Annotated in this window: 3 protein-coding genes; all 3 read left to right on the forward strand. The window is 65.3% G+C overall.

What is annotated here, in order from left to right; genetic code table 11:
- The first annotated feature begins 50 nt into the window (after positions 1-50).
- Positions 51-482 carry a hypothetical protein gene (locus QK290_RS18460; RefSeq protein ID WP_282332123.1) on the forward strand — a complete coding sequence of 144 codons (432 nt, stop codon included), beginning with the start codon at positions 51-53 and terminating at the stop codon, positions 480-482.
- An 86-nt stretch (positions 483-568) separates the two neighbouring features.
- Positions 569-844: a hypothetical protein gene (locus QK290_RS18465; RefSeq protein ID WP_282332124.1), complete on the forward strand. Its 276-nt coding sequence runs from the start codon at positions 569-571 to the stop codon at positions 842-844.
- A gap of 49 nt (positions 845-893) precedes the next feature.
- Positions 894-1,109 (forward strand): hypothetical protein (locus QK290_RS18470; RefSeq protein ID WP_282332126.1); only part of this gene is annotated, 216 nt, incomplete at its 3' end.

A 1,109-nucleotide genomic window follows, 5' to 3' on the forward strand; every position in this document is an offset into this window, starting at 1 on the left:
ACCATTGGTCGCCCCACTCACCCAACTTCTCGGCAAGAAGGAGCAACACCATGAATGCAATCACCATCAAGACGGTGACCACGGTGGACACCGGCGAAACGATCGACGGGGTTACCGTGCTGGGCGATTACCACATGAACGGCGGCTACGACTGGATGGAACTCATCGGTGAACACGGCTGGGCCGTGATTCCCAGCTGGGGAAGCGACGGCTGGGACCTGGGCCAGTGGCCCTATGTCATGGTCGCCGGGATCCGCACCGCCGACGGCATCGGCAACCTGTTCGGCATGGCCACGTACTGCGAGGGCGACGTGACATGCACGTTCTACCGGACCAAGGCCCGGTTCTGGGAAGCGATCAGCGAACAGGCGTTCTTCCACTGGAAGAACGGACAGGCCCAAGGACCGGCAGACCTGCCCGAAGCCGCCGCCGAACTGCCCAGCCGCTACCGGATTCCCTCCATGTACCAGGAAGCTGCCTAACCCTCAGCCGAACGGCCTTGCCGGGCGGACAGCCTCCGCCCGGCAAGGCCCCACCCCCACCGATCCACAGCTAAGGACCAAGAACGATGACCGAGACAAACCGAACCGCTGAAACCACCGCCCAGACGGTCGTGTTCCTCGAAACCCTGGCCGACCTCCTTGCGAAGTCCCCGGTGACCTACAGCCCCGAAGCCGCCCAGGACCTCGCCGCGCACATCAGGGGTATGGCCGCCGTCGTGACCAGCGACGCCCGCGTGAACCCCGCAGTGCTGGAGATAACCCGGCAATACGCCGCGCTGGACTGGCACAACGAGATCGTGGCCGTCCTCTTCGCCGCGGAACACCGCGCCACGATGAACTGACAGACGGGGTACTCACTTACTCAAACACTCAAATGAGTAAGTGAGTACCTTGCTTTCCCGACCAATGGAACCTGGAATTGGGCGGGCGGTCCGCCGCGGTGGCCGGCCCGGGTGGGTGGTTGCCGGCGGCGGACCGCCGTTCCCGCCGTGGGATCCGGGCGCCGGCGGCAAGACCTGGGTGGGGCCGGCCTTGGGCGGGATCCGTGGGAACCAGGGCAATGGCAGGCTCGCAGGGCTCGCCCTGGTTTCCGCTGCGCTTCAACCA

The organism is Pseudarthrobacter sp. AL07, assembly GCF_029960665.1.
Lineage (GTDB): Bacteria > Actinomycetota > Actinomycetes > Actinomycetales > Micrococcaceae > Arthrobacter.